15 protein-coding genes are annotated in these 21,737 nt (G+C 54.9%); 8 read left to right on the top strand and 7 right to left on the bottom strand.

Annotated features, from left to right (window positions below; genetic code table 11):
- Nucleotides 1-2: 2 nt before the first annotated feature.
- From recN to J7I43_RS00755, 4 genes are all read right to left on the bottom strand, one after another.
- Nucleotides 3-1,655, bottom strand: a complete 1,653-nt coding sequence (gene recN / locus J7I43_RS00770) for a DNA repair protein RecN (RefSeq protein WP_209142250.1) — start codon at nucleotides 1,653-1,655, stop codon at nucleotides 3-5.
- 39 nt (nucleotides 1,656-1,694) lie between these two features.
- Nucleotides 1,695-3,182 (bottom strand): tetratricopeptide repeat protein, encoded by a 1,488-nt coding sequence (locus J7I43_RS00765; protein WP_209142248.1) that lies wholly within the window; start codon nucleotides 3,180-3,182, stop codon nucleotides 1,695-1,697.
- 70 nt (nucleotides 3,183-3,252) lie between these two features.
- On the bottom strand, nucleotides 3,253-4,005 hold the full coding sequence (locus tag J7I43_RS00760) for a zinc ribbon domain-containing protein (RefSeq protein WP_209142246.1): 753 nt from the start codon (nucleotides 4,003-4,005) through the stop codon (nucleotides 3,253-3,255).
- A 3-nt stretch (nucleotides 4,006-4,008) separates the two neighbouring features.
- Nucleotides 4,009-5,103, bottom strand: coding sequence for a Nif3-like dinuclear metal center hexameric protein (locus J7I43_RS00755; RefSeq protein ID WP_209142244.1), 1,095 nt, complete (start codon nucleotides 5,101-5,103; stop codon nucleotides 4,009-4,011).
- 82 nt (nucleotides 5,104-5,185) lie between these two features.
- Here J7I43_RS00755 and J7I43_RS00750 point away from each other — a divergent pair, with 82 nt between their 5' ends.
- Complete coding sequence (locus J7I43_RS00750) at nucleotides 5,186-6,697, top strand: carboxypeptidase M32 (RefSeq protein WP_209142242.1); 1,512 nt, start codon at nucleotides 5,186-5,188, stop codon at nucleotides 6,695-6,697.
- A 51-nt stretch (nucleotides 6,698-6,748) separates the two neighbouring features.
- Nucleotides 6,749-7,462 (top strand): hypothetical protein, encoded by a 714-nt coding sequence (locus tag J7I43_RS00745; RefSeq protein ID WP_209142240.1) that lies wholly within the window; start codon nucleotides 6,749-6,751, stop codon nucleotides 7,460-7,462.
- Nucleotides 7,463-7,501: 39 nt separating this feature from the next.
- Here J7I43_RS00745 and J7I43_RS00740 read toward each other — a convergent pair whose 3' ends face one another.
- On the bottom strand, nucleotides 7,502-8,176 hold the full coding sequence (locus J7I43_RS00740; RefSeq protein ID WP_209142238.1) for a rhodanese-like domain-containing protein: 675 nt from the start codon (nucleotides 8,174-8,176) through the stop codon (nucleotides 7,502-7,504).
- Between the two features lie 60 nt (nucleotides 8,177-8,236).
- Nucleotides 8,237-8,842: a methyltransferase domain-containing protein gene (locus J7I43_RS00735; protein ID WP_209142236.1), complete on the bottom strand. Its 606-nt coding sequence runs from the start codon at nucleotides 8,840-8,842 to the stop codon at nucleotides 8,237-8,239.
- Between the two features lie 203 nt (nucleotides 8,843-9,045).
- Between J7I43_RS00735 and J7I43_RS00730 the strand changes: the two genes are divergently transcribed.
- The 4 genes from J7I43_RS00730 (at nucleotide 9,046) to J7I43_RS00715 (ending at nucleotide 18,392) form a co-directional block, all read left to right on the top strand.
- On the top strand, nucleotides 9,046-13,884 hold the full coding sequence (locus J7I43_RS00730; RefSeq protein ID WP_209142234.1) for a PKD domain-containing protein: 4,839 nt from the start codon (nucleotides 9,046-9,048) through the stop codon (nucleotides 13,882-13,884).
- 72 nt (nucleotides 13,885-13,956) lie between these two features.
- Nucleotides 13,957-16,788, top strand: coding sequence for a PKD domain-containing protein (locus J7I43_RS00725; RefSeq protein ID WP_209142232.1), 2,832 nt, complete (start codon nucleotides 13,957-13,959; stop codon nucleotides 16,786-16,788).
- Nucleotides 16,789-16,790: 2 nt separating this feature from the next.
- Nucleotides 16,791-17,831: a PorP/SprF family type IX secretion system membrane protein gene (locus J7I43_RS00720; protein WP_209142230.1), complete on the top strand. Its 1,041-nt coding sequence runs from the start codon at nucleotides 16,791-16,793 to the stop codon at nucleotides 17,829-17,831.
- 210 nt (nucleotides 17,832-18,041) lie between these two features.
- The gene (locus tag J7I43_RS00715) at nucleotides 18,042-18,392 is read left to right on the top strand and encodes a T9SS type A sorting domain-containing protein (protein ID WP_236023309.1); all 351 of its coding nucleotides are present in this window, start codon (nucleotides 18,042-18,044) and stop codon (nucleotides 18,390-18,392) included.
- A gap of 157 nt (nucleotides 18,393-18,549) precedes the next feature.
- Here J7I43_RS00715 and J7I43_RS00710 read toward each other — a convergent pair whose 3' ends face one another.
- Complete coding sequence (locus tag J7I43_RS00710) at nucleotides 18,550-19,722, bottom strand: class I SAM-dependent rRNA methyltransferase (protein WP_209142226.1); 1,173 nt, start codon at nucleotides 19,720-19,722, stop codon at nucleotides 18,550-18,552.
- Between the two features lie 167 nt (nucleotides 19,723-19,889).
- On the opposite strand from J7I43_RS00710, the gene J7I43_RS00705 reads away from it, so the two are divergent.
- Nucleotides 19,890-20,459 (top strand): nucleotide exchange factor GrpE, encoded by a 570-nt coding sequence (locus tag J7I43_RS00705; RefSeq protein WP_209142224.1) that lies wholly within the window; start codon nucleotides 19,890-19,892, stop codon nucleotides 20,457-20,459.
- 74 nt (nucleotides 20,460-20,533) lie between these two features.
- Entirely contained in the window at nucleotides 20,534-21,697 is a 1,164-nt protein-coding gene (gene dnaJ / locus J7I43_RS00700; protein WP_209142222.1) for a molecular chaperone DnaJ, read from the top strand.
- Nucleotides 21,698-21,737 lie beyond the last annotated feature (40 nt).

Here is a 21,737-nt window from a genome sequence, read left to right as displayed (position 1 = left end):
TGTTATTGCGTAACCATCTCCCGCGCGTTCTCCAATGCGGCGGCAGTGGGCTTTTCGCCGCCGAGCATTTTCGCAATGGCTGTTATCCGCTCGTCCTGCGTCAGCAGCCGCACATGCGTGCGCACTTTGTCGTTCTCCATATGTTTGTACACGAAATAATGCGCGTCTGCCTTGCCCGCCAGCTGCGGCTGGTGCGTGATGCAGATCACCTGGTGCCCGCGCGCCAGCTCTTTCATGATAATGCCCACCTGTTTGGCGGCTTCCCCTGAAATTCCCGTATCTATCTCGTCGAATATCAATGTGGGCAATGCCACGGAACGCGCCACCAGGCTCTTTATGCACAACATCAGCCGGCTCAGTTCCCCGCCGGACGCCACTTTGCGGATCGGCCCGAAGTTATTGCTTTTGTTGGCGTCGAAAAGAAATTCGATGCTGTCTTTCCCGAAAACATGCAGCGGGCATTCCTGGATATCCACCCTGATGCGGGCATTGGGCATGCCTACCTGCGCCAGCAACGTGTTCACTTTTTCCTCGAACGGCGCGGTTTGCGCTTTGCGCCGGGCAGACAGCTCTCCGGCTGTTTTTTCCAGCCCGGCCAGGATATCTGCGCTTTGTTTTTCCAGCGCGAGAATACGGTCGTCCAGGTTCAGCACGCCGTCGAGCGATTGCTGGAGGTTATCCCTGATCTGCAAAAGCTCCGCGGTGTTTTGCGCATTGTGTTTTTTCAGCAGCCTGTAAGCCGCCGCCAGCCTTTCGTTGAGCTGTTCCATCCGCTCGCCGTCGTACTGCACATGATCGTTGATGCGTTCCACTTCGGCGGCAACGTCCTGCAGTTCCACGTAGGAGCTTTGCAGGCGCTCGGCCAGCGCGGGCACGTCTTTATGAAAAGCGGCCAGCGTTTGCAGCTGCGATTGCAGCTGCCGCAATTGCTGCAGCACGGGCGTTTCATCTTCCTTCAGCTGGAAATACACGCGGCTGAGCGTGCCTTTGATCTCTTCCGCGTGGCTCAGCACCTGCTGTTCCGCTTCCAGCGTTTCTATTTCATTTTCCCGCAGGTCGATCTCGAGCAGTTCGTCCAGCAGGAATTTATTGTAATCGGATTCTTTATTGGCGTTCTCACGTTGCTGCTGCAGGTCTTTGAGTTCTTTCTGCACGCGCGCGTACTGGCCGTACTGACGGGAGTATGCCTGCAACTGTTCCTGGTGGCCGGCGAGCGCGTCCACCACTTCGCGCTGGAAACCGGATTTTTCGAGCTCCAGCGTATCGAACTGCTGGTGCAGGTCTACCAGCAGGCTGCTCAGTTCGTTCAGCTGCGAAAGATTTACGGGCGTATCGTTCACAAAAGCGCGGCTTTTGCCGGCGGAGCTTATCTCGCGGCGGATGATGAGCGTTTCTTCCATATCCAGCTCATGTGTTTCAAAAAAAGCCTGCACCTGCTGCGGTTTCACTTTAAACATCCCCTCGATCACGCATTTGCGGGTTTTGTCGAACAGCACCGCGGGGTCTGCCCGCTCCCCCAGGATGAGGCTGAGCGCGCCCAGCAGGATGGATTTACCGGCGCCTGTTTCACCGGTGATCACATTCAGGTTCCTGGAGAAATCCACCTCCAGGCTGTCGATGATCGCATAATTCTGAATAACTAAGCGGTATAGCATATAAGATTTTCCAGGTCTAAGTTCTTAATTAATTGCCAATTATTTCCCTTCCAGGCGGAGCATGCCGGATTTAGCGCGCTGGTCCAGCGAATTTTTGTAATCGTGGCCTTCCATATCAAGACAGGTCTGGAAGCTCTGGCGCGCTTTGGCCTTGTCTCCTATTTTTTCATAAATATACCCTAATTGCAGCGCCGCGCGCGCCGCGAAATATTCCGGCCGGTTGCTGCCGATCTTGATCGTGGCATCGTAGAGTTTGATGGCGCTGCTGTCCATCCCCATTTCGTCGTAAATGCGCGCCAGGCGGTAGGCGTATTCCAGCTTCAGCTCCACCGTCGGGAAGTCGTTCGCCCGTTTGGTGAGCAGCAGCTCGCGCGCCTGTTCGTAAAAACCGCCGTCGCTGAGCAGGCGGGCTTTCAGCAGCAGCGGGTCCGGCCATTTGCCGCTTTTCGCTTCTTTCTGCGCCTGTTTGTCCGCATCCGTTTCGGTATTGCCGCGCTGCGAAATAAGGGCGCGGTACCGGTTGGCCGCCGCCATGTCGCCTTTCATGTAATACGCCCAGCTAAGCCGCTGCAGCGCTTCTTTTACGTAGAATTTCCCTTTGAAGTTGTTCACGAACCGCTCCAGGTGCGCAATGGCGTCCGCATCGCCCCTTTCGAGCTTGAGCAGGCCCAGCACATATTCCTTGTACCAGATCTCGGCGTATTCGGGGCTTTGCGTGCGCTCTTCCAGCACTTTGATGCCCTGGCTGGCCTTTTGGTTGTTCAAGCTCAGGTTGGCCACCATCAGCGCAAAAAGATAATTGTTCTTCGTATCCAGCTGTTTCTGCTGAATGAAAGACCAGAGCTGCCCGGGTTTGTTCTCGATAAAAAGTTTGAGATAACAGTAGTAATAATAAGATTCTTCCTTGAACAGCAGCGCGCTGGGATCGTTGCTGTCTATCACTTTCTGCAGCGAAGCCATTCCTTCTTTGATGCTGCCGCGCAGACCGAGGATGTTAGTGATCCATTTGTAACCTTCGGGAACGGTGCCGAACACGGTTTGCATAGAACCGGCCAGCATGTTGTTGGGCATGAAGCCGGGGAATTTGCGCTGGTTGTCTTTCAGCGTGAGGTATGCTTTCCGTATTTCCCACACCGCGTCCCACTTCTCGCCGAACTTCACCCTGATCATGGCCCACTGGAATTTGATGGCGGCCTGTGTATAAAGGTAATATGGCGAATCTTCCGGCCCCTGGGCCATCAGTTCGAGCCGGGCGGTGCGCAGTTTTCGCTGGCGGGCGTATACGCCGGGGTCTTCATTAAAAAAGAGGATAAAAAAATCCGCGTAGTTCTCGATGAAATAAGGAATGAGATTGTCCGGGTTGGCGCGTTTCTCTTCTTCGAGGAGATTTTTGCCGGTGTTGAGCCGCAGCTGCATGATGGCGTCGTAAGCTTGCTGGCAGCGGGCATTGAACTCGTACTTCTTTTGCCGCGCACTCACGCTCACGGATATACTGCAAAACACGGCTATGATGAAAATGAAACGCATAGGGACAAAAATAAGGAACTCCGCGCAATGGACGTGCGCGGAGTTCCTTTATATCTTTGTTCTGTTACGTTTAGATAGTAACGGTGGCTTCCAGGTCGTTGTCTACCAGGATGCGGCCGCAGTGTTCGCAAACGATGATCTTTTTGCGCTGGCGGATCTCAGCCTGCCTTTGCGGGGGAATGGCGTTGAAACAACCGCCGCAGGAATCGCGCATCACGGTAACAACGGCCAGGCCATTGCGGTAGTTTTTGCGGATCTTCTCGTACGCGGCCAGCAGGCGTGCGTCTACTTTTTCGCGTGCTTCCAGGGATTGTTTTTCGAATGCCTTTTCTTCTTTTTCGGTCTCGGCAATGATCTTTTCGAGCTCGCCTTTTTTGTGCTTCAGGTTCAGTTCCTTGTCTGCAACGGCTTTTTTAGCCACTTCCAGTAAGCGGGATTTTTCCTTTATTTCTTCGCTTGCGTCTTTAATGTGTTTTTCAGCCAGTTTGATCTCGAGGTTCTGCATTTCGATCTCTTTGGAGATCGCTTCGAACTCGCGGCTGTTTTTTACATTATCCTGCTGTTTTTCGTATTTTTTAGCCAGGGCTTCAGCTTCCTTGATAGCGGCTTTTTTGGCGGCCACAAAATCCTGGATACCTTTCAGCTCATCTTCAATGTGGGCCTGGCGGTGGTTCAATCCCTCAATCTCATCTTCAAGGTCCCGCACTTCGATCGGCAACTCACCCTTCAGGATCTGGATTTCGTCCAACTTGGAATCGTACTTCTGTAACCGCAGTACAGAAACCAGCTTTTCCTCAACGTTGTATTCTTTAACAGTAGCCATGTATTATAAATAATTTACCGGGTTTGTGTTGATGATAGATTTTAGAGGCGCGAAGTTACGGAAATTTTCGGTCAATATATGATAAAATAAGTCTACTGCGAACTGTTCACTCTCAAAATGTCCGACATCCGCTATAATTAATTGATTTTCAGCATCAAAAAATTCATGATACTTAAAGTCGGCGCTCACGAAAGCGTCCGCCCCGGCCGCTTTCGCCTGTTTCAGCAAAAAGCTCCCCGCCCCGCCGCATACCGCCACTTTGTGCACTTTTTTGCCCCGGAGCGGCGTATACCTCACGCAGCCCGTTTGGAAACGCTCCTTTACCCACCGCAGGAAGTCCATTTCATCCATCGCTTCGGGCAGCTGGCCCACCAGGCCGGAGCCTACCTCGGCGTAGCCATTCTCCAGCTTTACGATGTCGTAAGCCACTTCCTCGTAGGGATGATGTTTCAGCATGGCCTGCACCACCTGCCCTTCCATCCAGGCGGGGAATATCACTTCCACCTTTATCTCGCCCTCGGCATGCCTTTCCCCGGGTTTGCCCACGTAAGGGTCCGTTTCGGCGGAGCCTTTAAACGTGCCGGTGCCTTCATGGTAAAAGCTGCACTCGCTGTATTTGCCGATGTGCCCCGCTCCCGCCGCAAACAGCGCATTCCGCACGATCTCCGCATCGGCCGCCGGCACAAAGGTGTAGAGTTTGCACAGCAGCTCCCGTTTGGGGTCCAGCACGCGGGTATGCGTAAGGCCCAGCCTTTCCGCCATCATGGCGCTTACGCCGGCCCGCACATTGTCCAGGTTGGTATGCGCCGCGTACACGGCAATATCGTTTTTGATCGCTTTAATGGCCACCCTTTCCACATAATTGCGGCCGGTGATCTTTTTCAGCCCGCCGAAAACGATGGGGTGATGGGCGATTACGAGGTTGCAGCCCTTTTCCAGCGCTTCGTCGAGCACGGCCTCGGTGGCGTCCAGCGTGAGCAGCGCGCCTTTCACCTCCCACTCCGGCCTGCCGAAAAGCAGCCCGGCATTGTCGTAATGCTCCTGGTAACTTAAAGGCGCGAACCCTTCAATGACTTGTATAATTTCCCGGATGGTCATATCTTGATTGTTATCAACATTCCGCGCCGCATTTTGTTGCTATGCAGGCAGGTTGATAGATTTGTAAAATAAAATCCTTTTCATGACAGTGCAAAAAACTTCAGCGGAGCTTTACGAACAGTACAAAACAAAGATGCAGCAGATTGCGGATGTGCGGAACGCCGCGGCGGTGCTGGGCTGGGACCAGGAGACCTATCTTCCCGAAAAAGGCGCGGCTTTCAGGGGCCAGCAGCTCACCACCCTCAGCAGCCTGGCGCATGAACTGTTTACCCGGGACGACCTGGGCAGCCTGCTGCAGGAACTGCAGCAGCGCAACGACCTCACCGCCATCCAGCAAAGGAATGTGACGCTTTCGCTGGAGGATTATGAAAAGAACAAAAAATACCCGGCCCCCTTTGTCGCCGATCTGTCTAACGCCACCAACACCGCTTACCACGCCTGGATCCGCGCGCGCAAGGAAAAGAACTACGCGGTGTTTGAACCGGCGCTCGAAAAGATGGTCGCCCTCAAACAGCAGGAAACCTCCATTCTCGGGTATACCGGCCACCCTTACGACGCATTGCTCAACGAATACGAAAAAGGCGCAGACGTAGCCATGCTCGACGCCATCTTCCGCGACGTGCGCGGATCGCTGCTGCCGCTGCTGCAAAAGATCGCCCTGCAAGACCTGCCGGAGCGCAAATTCCTTTCCCGCCACTATCCTAAAGACCAGCAATGGGAATTCGGGCTGGGCCTGCTGAAAGACATGGGATACGATTTCCAGGCCGGCCGGCAGGACGTGTCCGAACACCCCTTCACCACCAGCTTTAATCCCCAGGACGTGCGCGTGACCACCCGCATCGACGAACAGGACCTGGGCAACATGACCTGGAGCTGCATCCATGAAGGCGGTCATGCGCTTTACGAACAGGGCCTGCCTATCGAAGAATACGGCCTGCCCTGCGGCGAAGCGGCGAGCCTCGGCATCCACGAATCGCAATCCCGCCTCTGGGAAAACAACGTGGGCCGCAGCCTTATTTTCTGGCAGCATCATTACGGCAAGCTGCAGGCCATTTTCAGGAGCAACCTGCTGGCCGTGCCCATCCAGGATTTTTACCGCGCCATCAACATGGTGCAGCCTTCGCTGATCAGAACGGAAGCAGACGAGCTCACTTATCATTTCCATGTAATGATCCGTTACGAGATCGAAAAGGAACTGATCGCGGGCAACCTGAAAACCGGCGAGCTGCGTGATGTATGGAACAAATATTACGAAGACTTTTTACAGGTGAAAGTAACGGACGACCTGAACGGCATCCTGCAGGACATTCACTGGAGCCACGGCAGCTTCGGGTATTTCCCGACGTATTCCCTCGGCAGCTTTTACGCGGCGCAACTGTTCGCCGCCGCAAAAACACAGGTGCCCGGCGTGGAAAACGACATCGCTTCCGGGGTATACGACAAACTGCTTCACTGGCTGCGCGAAAAAATTCACCGCCACGGCAGGTTCTGGACTTCCAACGAGTTATGCGAAAAAGTGACGGGCGAAAAGCTGGACTTCCGTTATTTCCTCGAATATGCTACCGAAAAGTTCGGCGGGATTTATAAATTGTAGCATGAAACGTTCTATCCGGCGATAGGATGCTGAAAATTTAAACCGATCCCTATGAAAACCTTTCTGTACCTATGCCTGCCGGTATTCCTGGCCGCTTGCCAGTCTGCCCAGCCGGCCACCCATGAAAAAGACACGCTTTCCGTCGAGAACGTTTCCGCAGATTCCGCCGTTGCAGAACCGGATGAAGAAACTCCCGTCTCCAGCCGCGAAACAGGCGGCATAAACATCCATTACCCGGACGAAGCGCTGGTATTCACCTGCTACCTTACCGATCCCCACGTGGACAACACCAACCCGGACACGATATTCATCCACCCTTCCGAACTGACTGAAACCTTGTCTGGCGCCGCTTTGCGGATACGCAGCGACAGTGTTACCAACATTACGGTGGAGCAATCGCATCAAACGGTGGCGGGGATCTCGTACCAGGGCGAAACCAATGTGTTCCACCAGTGGAAATATTACCGTTCCGGCTGGCAGAAAGTTTTTGGCGGGGAGGGCGAATTTCTCTGGAGTTATCAATGCAATGAAATTTCAAAGGAAGAAAACGAACGTTTCCCTGAAGTGACGATGGAAGAATGGAAGGCGGCGGTGGGAAACTTCGGCGGGGAATCCGCGCTGGAGCTGGTGAAAAACAATAAAAGCATCAACGAAAATGCTTCTTTCATTACTACCTACGCGATCTATCTGCGGATTACAGGGAAGAAAAAAGATGGCACTTCCGTTACGAAATATGTCGTGTTTTACCCGGCGATAGGGTGTTGAAATAAAGGGCGCTCATACCCGGGCGCCCTTCCTGTTCAATTATTTCATCGCTGCGCGAAACTCTTCGAGGCTTGCCGTTCCTTCTTTCCGCCACACTTCCTTCCCGTTTTTGTACAACACAAAAGTGGGCAGCGTTGCGGTATTGATCGCTTTCATCACATCGGTATCATTTCCACCGTCCACATTCACGCGTTTCAGCTTTTTTTCTTTCACGAACTGTTTTACCACCGGTTCCATTTTACGGCAGGGCGGGCACCATTCCGCACCAACGTCTACCAGCACCCAGGTGGCTTCCGCTACCTGCTTGTCGAATTGCGCGGCGGTCATTTGCGGTGCGGTAACCGCGCCTGTCAAAGTTTTACCCGCCTGCTTCCAGGCCATGGTGCCGCCGGTGAGCTCCACTACTTCTTTGTAACCGTTCGCGCGCATCCATTTCGCGGCTGCGGCGCTGCGGCCGCCACTGAGGCAATAAACGTATACGGGCTTGTTTTTGTCTACGAACCGCAGGCGTTGAAAGAACTCGTCTTTTTTTGTGAAATCGGCCTGCAGCGCGTCGGGCAGATGGCCTGTTTTAAATTCTTTGGCGGTGCGTACATCCAGCACCTGCACACCGGGCTGCTGAATGCCTTTTTCAAAATCGTTGGGTTTCACTTCCTGCGCCCATACGGCTATCGCAGCCAGCAGCATGCAGGCAATGCTTATCATTCTTTTCATCTTTTTTGTCTTTTAACGGAGAATAATAATACCCGTAAAGGTAAGCAAATGGCGCGGGTATTAGTTGCGCCTTCTTGCGAGCGCGTCCAGCTTCCTGAAGTTGATGAACACCTCTTTGCCCTGGCGGGCGGGGTGTGAATTGTAGCAGGGAGCGAAGGTTTTAAAACTAAAGTATGGCTCGAACATCCTGCGGTAGATCTTGATGCCGCCGCCGAAAGGAGGGCCCGGCTCTTCAAATTCGCGGTTAAACAAAACGCCCACCAGGCGGCCTTCTTCCCAGAGCAAGTCGTACATATGCCGCGCGTAGGCCTGCCGCAAAGTTGGGTCCAGCGCGCAAAGAAAAGTTTGTTCGATGATCAGGTCGTATTCCGCTTCGTGCTCAAAAAAATCGCCCAGTTCGAATTTGATGCCCGTGTCCTGGTGCTCGCGTTTCAACCGCTCGATCACCACGGAAGAAATATCAAGAACGGTGATATCGCGGAAGCCCGAATCCCACAAATAACGGGCTTCGTAACTGTTGCCCCCGCCGGGGATCAATATGCGCAGATTTTTATTCGGTAACTGATCCATATACGCTCTCAACGGAGGAGATACAACGCCCATGTCCCACTCCGTTTCGCCGCTTTCGTAGCGGGCGTTCCAATACGCTTTATCCAATGCTTCCATGTCCATATACTGTTTGTACTGATTGCTTTATGAAGACTTCATGTATTTGTTACACTTCTCTCACCGGCAAATAAATAATAAATCAGTTAACACATTGAAAACATAATGTTAATACAGACAGATAATTGTTTTTTAAATATTACTTTTAGCTTTTGTTAGGGGCTTTTCAGCCGCGACCATACATCTACCATCAGGAACCACCTATGAACCACCTTTTCCGTCCCGGCCGCCGGGTGATGCTGCTTACAGGCATGCTGCTGGTTATGCTGACGGCTGTTTTGCCTGCCTACGCTCAAACAGCCCGCTTTACGGCGGACGTTACAGCCGGATGCGCGCCCCTTACCGTTTCATTTACCAATCAATCCGATGCCGGCGCCACCGCCTACGACTGGGATTTCGGTCTTGGCGCACATGCCACCACCCCCGATGCGGGCAAGGTTTTCACCGATCCGGGCACTTACAACGTCACCTTAACCGTTACATATCCCGCCGGCCCGCGAACGTTCACCACCACCATCACCGTGCACGACGTGCCCGCCCCCGCGTTCACCCCGTCCATCACTTCCGGCTGTACGCCGCTTGCCGTATCGTTTACAGACAACAGTACGCCGGGTTCCGGCACCATCCGCAGCATCGTGTGGGACTTCGGAGACGGCAATACCGCGCAAGGAACCACCGCTTCGCATACCTATACCGTAGGCGGCAGCTTTTCGGTAACGACCATTGTCGAAAACAGCTTCGGCTGTAAAAAAAGCCTGACCAGGCCCAACCTTATCAGGACAGACGAAACGCCGAATGTAGACTTCACCGCAGATGCGCCGGGCAGCTGCGTAACGCCGCACACCGTCAACTTCCGCGCCACCGGCTCCGGGGCGGCTACTTTCGCCTGGACCTTCGGCGACGGCGGCACTTCCAGCGACCAGTTCCCCGCGCACACTTACACCGCCGAAGGCCGGTACAACGTGGTGCTCACCGCCAGGAGCACGCTGGGCTGCGAGCGCGTAGTGACCAAACCCGCGTTTGTCGCCATCGAAAAAACGAAGCCGGACTTCGCTGTAGATGGCAACGCCTGCTCGGAAACGAACGTTACGTTGCGCAACACCACTACGCCGGCGGCCACTTACAGCTTTTGGACGTTGCCAGACGGGCGCACGTCTTACGCTACCAATCCCACTTTCTTTTTCGCCACGCCCGGCACTTACGATATTACGCTCACCTCCGGCCCCGCGGGCTGCGAGGAGACCATCACCAAAACCATTACCGTACATCCCAGGCCGCAGGCCAGCTTTACGGCCAGCCCGCAAACGGGTTGCGCAGTCCCCTTTACGACGCAGTTCACTTCGCAGTCCACCGGCGCATCCACTTACGCCTGGAATTTCGGGGACGGGGAAACCGGCACGGGAGACGCGCCCGCGCATAACTACCGGAACTTCGGCAGCTACAACGTGCGCCTGGTGGTTACCAGCACGCAAGGTTGTACAGACGAAGTGCAATTGCCGCAGTACATCCGCGTGGATGAGCCGCAGGGGCAGCTGTACATCGATCTGCCGGAAGGCTGTCTTCCCCACACCACCACCTTCAACGCCGCGCTTAACACGGCCGGCACCATCACGGGTTACAACTGGGATTTCGGGGACGGCGCCACCTCCGCGCTGCCCACGCCATCGCATACTTACACCACCGAAGGCATCTTTAACGTGAGCGTTACGCTCGATATCAGCGGCGGCTGCCGCATTACGCTGCGGGGCTCCGTGAGAGCGGGCCGCATCCCCGTAGTGGAGTTCGACGCGACGCCAAAAGCGCCCTGCGCCGATATACCCGTACAGTTCACCAATCTTTCCACCCCGCCCGGCACCGAATGGCTCTGGCTGTTCCCGGAAGACGACAACCGCACGGAAAGCGGTGAAAATCCCGGGCATATATTCCGCCGCATCGGCCTGCACGACGTAACGCTCGAAGTAAGCAACTACGGCTGCCGCAGAAGCCTCACCAAGGTCGATTTCATCAGGATATTGCCGCCCATAGCACAGTTCGCCATCCGCCAGGACTGTGCGGACCGGTACCGCGTACAGTTTACAGACCAGTCGGATTTCGGGCCCATTGTGGGTTCGCCGCGTTCCTGGGAATGGGATTTCGGGGACGGGTTTACTTCCACCGACCAGTCGCCCGTGCACGTTTACGCGCAAACGGGCCGCTACACCGTTACCCTGACCGTATCCGACGGCAATTGCGAATCCGTTTACCGGCAAACGCTGGACGTGATCGACGAAAAACCGGTGATCAGCAGCGACAAAGCGGAGATCTGCGCGGGCGAATCTGTCGTGATCTCGCGCAACGAACTTGATGCGAACCTGATCGACGACTGGTACTGGGTTTGGGGCGACGGCACCTATGCTCCCAACGGCGGCAACGACATTTCCAAAACCTACCGCAATCCCGGTACCTACAACGTAATGCTGCAGATCCGCGACAGGAACGGATGTGTAACCCAGTCCAACACACTGCCCATACAAGTGAACGGTTCCCTGGCGAACTTCAACGTTACCGGCCTGCGCTGCGTGAACGAAGACCGGCTTTTCAACGACGCTTCCACCCCGCTGCACGGCTACGGCATCACTTCCTGGACCTGGAATTTCGGGGACGGCACGCCGGAAGAACAAACCACCACGAAGCCGCAGCATTACGAGCATATTTTTAACACCCGCGGTACTTACGACGTAACGCTTACCATCCGCGACGCGGCCGGTTGCGAAACGGTAGTGACCCAACCCGTTACCGTTATCGCCGTGAACGCGCAGTTCAACACCGCTACGCAGATCGCCTGCCAGAACATGGGCCTGCAGTTCAGCAACGCATCTTCCGGCGCAAATCTCAACTACACCTGGGATTTTGGTGACGGAACCGGCAGTACGGACGTGCATCCCGTGAAAACATACACCGCGCCCGGCAAATACACCGTGAAGCTGGACATCGCCGACAATGAAGGCTGTTCTTCTTCCATTCAAAAAGACGAATATATCACCGTGCCCGATCCGAAAGCTAAATTCACGGTGCCGTCTACACTGAATGTTTGCCCGCCCGCGCTGGTGCAGCTTACGAATGAAAGCAGCGATTTTGTGCGTTCCGTTTGGGACTTTGGCGACGGCAGCAGGTCCGACCTGGAAGCGCCTTCCCACATTTACAACCTGCCCGGCACGTATACCATCCGGCTGGAAGTATTTTCAGAAGGAAACTGCCCTGCGTCCGAAACGGCGGAGATCAAGATAGACGGGCCGATCGGCACGCGCACGATTTCACCGCTCACCGGCTGCGCCCCGCACGACATCACGCTTTCGGCCACTTCGCCTAATTCCGTGAAATACATCTGGGACCTGGACAACGGTAACGTTCAGACCACCACCACCAATACCTTCACCTACAAATACGAAAAAGCGGGCGTGTATTACCCGCGCGTGGTGCTGGAAGACGCCCAGGGCTGCAAAGTGCCAGCGCAGGGGCCGAGAGACAGCATCATCGTAGACGAGGTGATAGTGTCTTTCGCGCTGGACGACAGCCAGGCCTGCGACGAAGCGGTGATCCGGTTCAACAATACCACCACCGCATTGTCTAAAGACAATCACGGCGACCCGCTCACCTATGCCTGGGATTTTGGCATAACCGGGCGAACGGACGATGTAAGCGGTGATGAAAACCCGAATTTCCTGTATTCCGGCGTCGGCGATTACACCGCTACGCTTACCGCCACGAGCCGTTATGGCTGCACGGACACGAAAACGATGCCCGTGCGGGTGGCGCCGCTTCCCCAGGCGAACATCCGCCCGGTAGACCCGGTGTGCGAAGGCGCCACCGTTCTTTTCAGCGGCACGGAAGACAGGAACCTGCCCGGCACCAGCTGGAGCTGGCTGGTGAACGACGTGGAAGCCATGACGGGCCCCGTAGGCCCGAGGCTCACCTTCGACCAGCCGGGCGCTACCAACGTAAAACTCGTGATCCGCAACAGCGAAGGCACCTGTCCGGACGTATCGGAGATCAACCTAACCGTGAACCCACTGCCTGTGCTGAACGTAACGCCCAGGGAAGCGGTAGTGTGCGAAGGCGAGGGCCTGCAATTGCAGACCAACGGCTCGCCCGCCCAATACAGCTGGACGGAATACAACATCTCCGACCCTGCATCTCCCAGCCCTGTTGTAAGCCCCGTGCGCGACACGATGTACAAAGTACTGGCGCTGAATAGTTTCGGCTGTACGCGCCGCGATTCCATGCGCGTGACCGTGAGCCATCCGTTTGAAGTGCGCTCGGCCGACGCGATGCTTTGCGAAGGCAAACAAACACAGCTCAACGCCACCGGCGCCGTGCGTTACCGCTGGGTACCTGAAACCGGCCTCAACCGCGACGACATCCCCAACCCGGTAGCCAAACCGGAGCAATCCACCAACTACCAGGTGATCGGGTACGGCAGCGACGCCTGTTTTACAGACACGGCGAACGTGACGGTTACCGTGCATCCCTCGCCCGTGGTGAACATTGGCGGCGACAGGGTGATGTCTGCCGGCACCGCTATGGTGCTGAACGTAACCGGCAGCGACGATATCACCAGCTGGAGCTGGTACCCAGCCAAATGGCTGGACTGTTATACCTGTCCGAACCCGGAAGTAACGCCCCAGGCGAACATCACCTACAACATCACGGCCACCAACCGTTTTGGCTGCACTTCCGTGACACTGCTGCCCATCCGGCTGATCTGCGACGGCGCCAGCGCATTCATTCCCAACTCTTTCAGCCCGAACGGGGACGGCATGAATGACATTTTCTACGTGCGCGGCAGGGGCATCAACTCGATCAAATCGTTCAGGATCTACAACCGCTGGGGCCAGCTGGTGTTCGAAAGGAACCGGTGCCAGAGCGACGACCCGGCCTGCGGGTGGGACGGCCGCTTCGGGGGCGCCCTGCTGAACCCGGACGTGTACATCTACTACGTGGAGGTGACCTGCAACGGGAATGAACCGATGCTTTTAAAGGGAAATATAACCCTGTTGCGATAACTGATGGTTATATTGAAATAATATTATAGATTTGTGTAATCCATAACCTATAGTATCCCATATCCGTGAAAAATGAAGTTACCTAAGAAGAAAAACCTGTATGCTCTCATTTTCAGCCTGTTGGCCGGTCCTGTGCTGCTGCATGCCCAGCAGGCGGGATTTTCTTATACTGCAGAACCCCAAAGTCAATGTGCGCCGGTGAAAGTTACTTTTCAAAATACCAGCACGGGCAGCCCGCTGAATTATTTGTGGGAATTCGGGGACGGGCGCACGTCTACCGAGGCAAACCCGGTGATCACTTTTACTGTGGCGGGCCCGGTGTCCGTAAAACTGACGGCGTATTACCAGCTGGCAACGGCCACGGCCACACGCGATTTCGAGATATACCCCATGCCGGTTGCGGCATTTTCCGTGGATAAACAGAAAGGCTGCGGCCCTTACACCGCCACCTTTACAGACAATACGCCCGGCGGGCATCACCGCACCTGGGATTTCGGGGACGGCTCCGCTCCGGTGACCACCACCGACGCCGTGGTGCAGCACCAATATACGCGGGTGGACACGTTCGATGTGAAGCTTACCGTCGTGAATGCCACCGGCTGTTCTTCCACCCTTACGAAAAGCGGCTTCATCATGATCGCCACACCGGAGATCGCGCTGAATACGCCGCAACTGGAAGGCTGCGTGCCTTTCACCGCCAATATGGATGTAACCGTCACTTCCAGCAACAACGATCCCGTAACACAATACGCCTGGATCTTCGGCGACGGGCAGAGCGTAAACTCCGCCACCGCCGATGTTTCGCATGTATACAACACGGCCGGGGCCTATAACGTGAGCCTGTCTGTTACCACCCAACAGGGATGCACCGTGCAGAAAAATTTCCCGCAGCTGGTGAAAGCCGGCGTAGCGCCGCAGAACGTGAGTTTCACCGTAACCCGGCCAGACAATTGCGCCGGTACCAGCGCCCGCCTGCTGGCTACGGCCGCCAACGCCAACCAGTACCGCTGGGATTTCGGGGACGGCACGGCGCACGAAGGCCCGGAGAACGACGTGAACCACACATTCCGTACGTCCGGCAACGTTACGATCCAGCTCAGCGCCGGCTCCAACGGGTGTTATACCCAGGCGCAACCGGTGAGCGTCAGCAGCACCGGGCCTGTGGCCAGTTTCAACTTCCAGCGCCGCTGCGATATGCGGAACACCTTTAATTTCACCAACACTTCCGCCGGCTCGCCCACCGATACCTACGAATGGTATTTCGACGATAATTCACCGGTCGACAACAGCGCGCATCCCATCCACACTTTCAGTCAGCCCGGCACCTACAACGTACGGCTCACCGTGAGGAACACCGCGCAGAACTGCATCAGCTCCATTTACCAGACCATACAGGTATTTTCGGCAGACTTCCATACCGGCGTGGGCACTATCTGCCGCAGCAGCAACGTGCCTTACGGCGTGGTGCACGTGCCGCATACATTGGTGGACAGCTACGACTGGCGCTTCGGGGACGGCACCACGCTGGTGACCACCGAGGTAGACATCCTGAAGAAAGTAGAGATAACGGGGAATTTTTCGGACATGCTTATCATCCGCTACAAAGACCCCGCGTATTGCAACGATACCATCATAAAAACGGATCACCTGCAGGTGATCGCGCCACAGGCGGACTTTGCGCTGGCCGCCAGCGCCTGCGAAGGGCAGCCGGTCACCTTCAGCCAGCAATCGCAGCCCTCGCCCAATATCCCGCTTACCAGCTGGCGGTGGGAATTGGGCAACGGATCGCGGTCTACCCAACAAACGCCCGCCACCACCTACAACGCCAGCGGCAATTACAACGTGAAGCTGGTAGTGACCGACGCAAGGAACTGCACGGATTCCATCTCCCGGCAGATCACCGTGAACCCGACGCCTTTCATCAATGCGGTGGCCTCGCAATCCAAAATATGCGAAGGCTCCGGCGTAACGCTCACGGGCGTAAGCAACGGCACGGTGCAATGGCAGCCCGCTTACCAGCTCAGCTGTACCCATTGCAGCAGCCCGGTAGCCACGCCTTTGAAAGACACGGCATACAAAGCCATCGCCACCAATAATTTCGGCTGCACCACCGAAGACACGGTGCAGATCAAAGTAGTGCCAACCGTAAACCTCGTGATGAGCCCGGACACGGCCATCTGCGAAGGCGCCAGCGCACAGCTGCGCGCGGCGGGCGCCACCTTCTACAGCTGGACGCCCAACACCATCGACGGCGCCAACACGGCCATGCCCGTGGTAACCCCGCAGGCCACCACCACTTATTCCGTATCCGCCGGTCATGACGCGGCCTGCCCTTCGGCCGCCGCGCAGGTGACCGTAACCGTGAAACCCGCGCCCACTGTGAACGCCGGGCCAGACCAGGTGGTGACCGTGGGCAGCATCGTGTACCTGACGGCCTCCTTCAGCGCCGATGTGGTAAGCGGGGAATGGAAACCCAACACGAACATCGACTGCGCAACCTGCCCGCAAACCGTGGCCACGCCGCGCATTGCGACGGACTATGCTTACGAGGTGACGAACAGCCAGGGCTGCAAAAAAACGGACGTGATGAACGTGAAGCTGCTTTGCGACCAGGGCGTGGTGTTTTTCCCGAACGGCTTTTCGCCCAACGGAGACGGCATGAACGACATCTTTTACCCGCGCGGCAAAGGCATCCGCACGATCCATTCGCTGCGCATTTACAGCCGCACGGGGCAGGAAGTATTCAGAAGAGAGAATTTCAACATAGACGATATGAGCCATGGCTGGAACGGCACGTTCAACGGCAGGCCGCTGCCTTCAGACGTGTTCATCTGGCTGTTCGACGGGTTGTGCGATTCAGGGGAAAGGTTTGAATTAAAAGGAAATGTAACCTTATTACGATAAACATGAAAACGCTGCAAAGCATGAAAAAACTGTGGTTAAGCGCTCTCCTCGCAGCAGGGGCCATGGGCGCGCAGGCGCAGGATATACATTTGTCACAGTTCGCGGAAACGCCCATCCTGCGCAACCCGGCGCTGATCGGGATCTTCAAGGGAGACGTGCGGGTGCAGGGCGTGTACCGCAACCAGTGGAACAGCGTGACCGTTCCTTACCAGACGGGCACGGTGAGCGGCGAAATGAAATTCCCGGTAGGCAATTACAACGACCACGTAACCGCGGGGCTGCAGCTTACCTACGACAAAGCGGGCACCTCCAATCTGCGTTCCGTACAGATACTGCCGGCCATCAACTATCATAAGTCGCTGAGCGAAGACAGGAGCAGCTTTCTCTCCCTCGGTTTTACCGGCGGCTACGTGCAGCGCCAGTTCGACCCGCAGCACCTCACTTTCAACAACCAGTATACCGCGGGCCGTTTCGACCCTTTCGCCCCCACCGGCGAAGAAGGCAGGCTGGCGAAGATCGGGTACGGGTATTGGGACATGGGCGTGGGCATGAGCTATAACGGCGACCTCGGCGAAGGCACTTTTTATTACATCGGTGCGGCTTATTATCATTTCAACAATCCCAAAGTTTCGTTTTACGACGACAAAACAGTGGAGCTGGATGCGAAACTCAGCTTCAACATGGGGATAACCGTCCCCGTTTCGGAACGCGTAAAAATAGTGGCGCATTACAACCAGATCCACCAGGGCGCTTACTCGGAGTTTATCGGCGGCGGCCTTATCGGGTACGGCCTGATGGACCAGGGCCTGGAATCGGACAGGGGCTTTTACGCCGGCATGTTCCTCCGCTGGAACGACGCCGTGGTGCCGGTAGTGCGGCTGGACATGGGCGCTTACGAGATCGGGGTGAGCTACGATGTTAACATTTCAAAACTGCGCACGGCCAGCCAGGCCATGGGCGGCTTCGAGGTGAGCATGGTGTTCAAGAACTTCCTGAACAGCCGTAACACCACGCTGAACAGCGTAACCTGTCCCAGCTTTTAGTCCGCTTTGCATTTGTTAATTTAAAGAGAAGGAACGGGCCGTTTTTTTGAAGAAAGAAGAATTTTGAGGGTTTATCTTAACAAGCGTTAAAATTTTCAAAAAAAGCACAATTTATCCACACAATTTGGCGCGCCGTTTGTTATCTTTATAATAGAACCAAAACCAGAAACATTTGGCTAATATTTAAAAAAATCATTATCTTTGGATACTATGTTAAAGAACTCTACTCTTATCTTATTTATTCTGCTCTGTACCTTGTCCATTCCGGCCTGGTCCCAAAGCAAAACAGCCCTTCCCGAAACGGAGGGTGCGAGTAAAGTTGTGAAGGCATATCCTAACCCTGCAACCAGTAAGATTTATTTCGAAATCCAGCGTAATAACGACAAGGTTTACGAAATTATTGTTTACAACTTCCTTGGTAAAAAGGTGGACCACATCAAAAATCTTTCAGGCCGCACAGAGGTTGCCCTCGACAATTACTACAGCGGATTGTACATTTTCCAGCTCCGCGAAAAGAACGGTACGCTGGTCGAATCGGGCAAATTTAACGTCGTGAAATAATTTATTCAACATATACTGAAAAGGCCGTCACTGTTATCAGCGACGGCCTTTTTTATATTATTTTACCCAATATCCCCAAGTTAAAGGATCGATATACGAGTGATATACGAGTGATATAGGAGAGCGCTTCCGGTCAACGGTTAAAATACCACTACATTTACTGCACTTCCACGATCAGGAACTTCAGGTAGGTCGTGTTTTCGATGTTCCAGAGTATCGGGTGGTCCTGCGCCTGCGTCTGGAACGTTACCTGCCGCAGTTTCTTCCGCGCGTCTTTCGCCGCCATATCGATCGTTTCGAGGAACATCGACGGGTTCACCAGGTTGGTGCAGCTCGCCGTCACCAGAAAGCCGCCCGGCTTCAGCAGCTTCATGCCGCGCAGGTTGATCTCCTTGTAACCGGTGATCGCTTTCTGGATGTTCTCACGGCTTTTGGTGAAAGCCGGGGGATCGAGTATCACCACATCGAATTTCTTTTCCTCTTTCGTCCACTGTTTCAGCTGGTCGAAGGCATTTACCGCTTGGAATTTGCAAATGTCCTGCAGGTTGTTCAGCTCCGCATTGCGGCGGGCGGTGGCTACGGCATGCTCCGAAATATCGAGGCCGAGCACGCTTTTCGCGCCGTAATACCCGGCATGGCAGCTGAAAGTGCCTGTATAACAGAAAGCTTCGAGCACGTCTGCGCCTTTCACGATATGTTCGATCTCCCGCCGATTGTCCTGCTGATCGAGGAAATAGCCCGTTTTCTGGCCATTTTCGATGTCCACATGGAATTTGAGGCCGTTTTCGTTGAGAATGATGTTGGTGTCGAACGGTGCGCTGAGGAAACCTTTTTGCTGGGGCAAACCTTCCAGTTCGCGTACGGGCACGTCGTTGCGCTCGTAGATGCCTTTGGGTGAAAAGATCTTGTTCAGCGCGTCTACGATCGCCGGTTTCCAGCGGTCGATGCCGAGGGCCAGCGTCTGGATCACGAGGTAATCGTTGAATTTGTCGATCACCAGGGCGGGCAGTTCGTCCGCTTCGCCGAACACGAGGCGGCAGTTTTCCACGTACCCGATCTTTTTGCGGTAATCCCAGGCTTTCTGCAGGCGGTGCAGGAAAAACGCCTCGTTGATCTCTTCCTTGCGGTCGCGGGTGAGCAGGCGCACGAGGATCTGGCTTTGAGGGTTGATGTAGCCCCTTCCGAGAAAGGAACCGTTGTGCAGGAACACGTCTACCGTGTCACCGGCGTTCACTTCCCCTTCGATCTGGTTCACTTCATTCCCGAAAATCCACGGATGCCCGAGCAGCACGCGGTTCTGTATCTTTTTCTTTAGAAAAACTTTTGTCATTTATTACAATTCGGGCACAAAAATACAATTATCGGGGTAAAAGAACGGAAATGCCATTTATAACAAAAAACAGCCATAAGACTGGGGCATTTTCTGCCAAATTGTCTACCCGCCACCCCTTGGCAAAATTATTGACGGTGGTAAATTTGCAGATAATTTATACCATCATGACAGAAAAAGACAAAGATATGCAGGCAAATGGGCAGACCGGGCCGAACGACATGGACATTAATGCCGATGAGAACCAAAGCGGGTCTACCCATTTGAACGATGCGCTGCCGGAGGAGGACGAATCCGACAAGCTGCGCGGGGAGCTGGACGAGTTGCGTAAAAAGTACCTGCTGCTGAACGCCGATTTCGACAATTTCAAAAAACGCAATGCGAAAGAGCGCATTGAGCTGATAAATACTGCCAACAAGGAAGTGATCATCGCTTTGCTGGATGTGCTGGACGATTCCGAAAGGGCCGCCAAACAGCTGGAAACCGCCGGAGGCACGGATGCCGTAAAAGAAGGCGTGCTGCTGGTATTCAACAAGTTGGCCAGCGTGCTGCAAAGCAAAGGGCTGAAAGCGATGGAGAGCCTTCACCAGGAATTCGACGCAGACCTCCACGACGCTATCACGGAAATTCCCGCCCCTACGGAAGAGCTGAAAGGGAAGGTACTGGACGTGTTGCAAAAAGGTTATTACCTGAACGACAAGATCATCCGCCATGCCCGCGTTGTTGTTGGAAAATAACGGCGCAGCGGCATCTGCAGTAAAATAATTACCACAGCCTGCTCCCCTTGAGCGGGCTATTCAAGTGTATCAACATGTCCACCAAAAGAGATTATTACGAAATTCTCGGGGTTTCCAAATCCTCCTCCCAGGATGAGATCAAAAAGGCGTACCGCAAGGTAGCCATGCAGTTTCACCCGGACCGCAACCCCGGCAATAAAGAGGCGGAGGAAAAGTTCAAGGAAGCGGCCGAGGCCTATGAAGTGCTCAGCGATCCCGACAAACGCGCGCAATACGACCGTTTCGGCCATGCCGGCATGGGCAACCGCGGCGGTTACGGCGGCAGCGGCCATATGAATATGGACGACATCTTCTCCAACTTCGGCGATATTTTCGGCGAAGACATTTTCGGCAGCTTCTTCGGCGGCGGCCGCGCCCAGGGCGGCGGGGGAAGAAGAAGCCGGGGCACGCGCGGCAGCAATCTCCGCGTAAAGATCAAACTCAACTTCGAAGAGATCGCCAAAGGCTCCAATAAAAAGATCAAAGTTAAAAAACACGTTACCTGCACCACCTGCAGCGGCCTGGGCGCGAAAGACCGCAATTCTTTCCAGACCTGCACCACCTGCCAGGGCTCCGGCCAGGTGCGCAAAGTAACCCAGACCTTCCTGGGCCAGATGCAAACCGTTACCACCTGCCCCACCTGCAACGGCGAAGGCCAGGTGATCACCAATAAATGCGGCACTTGTAAAGGCGAAGGCCGCCAGTACGGGGAAGAAACCGTGTCTATCGACATCCCGGCGGGCGTAATGGAAGGCATGCAGCTGAGCATGAGCGGGAAAGGTAATGCCGGCGAAAGAGGCGGCTCCCCCGGCGACCTGCTGATCCTTATCGAGGAAGAACCGCATGCAGAATTGCAGCGCGACGGCCTCAACGTAGCGTACGATCTTCATATCTCCTTTCCCGACGCGGCTTTCGGCATATCGCTCGAAGTGCCAACCATCGACGGCAAAGCGAAGATCAAAGTACCGCCGGGCACGCAAAGCGGCAAGATCTTCCGCCTCAAAGGCAAAGGTTTCCCTTCCGTGAACAGCTACGAAAAAGGCGACCAGCTGATCCATGTGAACGTGTGGACGCCGCAAACGCTTACTTCCGAAGAAAAATCCATGCTCGAAAAAATGCAGGAATCCGGCAACTTCAAACCGAACCCTGAAAAAAGCGAAAAAGGTTTCTTCGAAAAAGTGAAGGATATCTTCAGCTGATCATATAGTCAACATAACTGATCCCGGGCCAAACAACCCG

The sequence above is a fragment of the Chitinophaga chungangae genome, assembly GCF_017742215.1.
Lineage (GTDB): Bacteria > Bacteroidota > Bacteroidia > Chitinophagales > Chitinophagaceae > Chitinophaga > Chitinophaga chungangae.
This window is presented reverse-complemented; position numbering and strand designations above follow the sequence as displayed.